The sequence below is a fragment of the Chryseobacterium sp. SIMBA_038 genome (assembly GCF_046535115.1).
Lineage (GTDB): Bacteria > Bacteroidota > Bacteroidia > Flavobacteriales > Weeksellaceae > Chryseobacterium.
In genome coordinates this window covers 1-277 of the sequence record NZ_JAWRXH010000137.1, presented here as the reverse complement: position 1 = coordinate 277, position 277 = coordinate 1, and the positions used below count along the sequence as shown (strand labels likewise).

1 protein-coding gene is annotated in these 277 nt (G+C 62.8%); it reads right to left on the bottom strand.

Features of this window, described 5'->3' with window-relative positions; translation table 11 throughout:
• A partial coding sequence (locus SB689_RS23015; protein WP_410694383.1) for a hypothetical protein occupies positions 1-277 on the bottom strand: 277 nt, incomplete at both ends.

Sequence of the window (277 nt, the reverse complement as noted above, 5' to 3'; positions counted from 1 at the left end):
CATCTGGTTCGTCGAATTCCGTAATAGTACGGACCACAGCCACTGCTGGAGGCTGGCGCCGCTTGCCTCGGGCCGCGGTAGCAGCGCGCCCCAGTGATCAAGCGTCGCGGCGCCGAACGACGCCTCGAGACGGTGCGTGAGCGCGACCTCGACATCCTGCACCGCCTGCACGATGAGCTGCCGAAGTGCGCGGTCCTGAACGATCAGAATCCGGTGTTCGTAGAACCACTGCTTGAGGTCGTACAGCGCCGTATTACGATCCTGTCGACCCGATAAC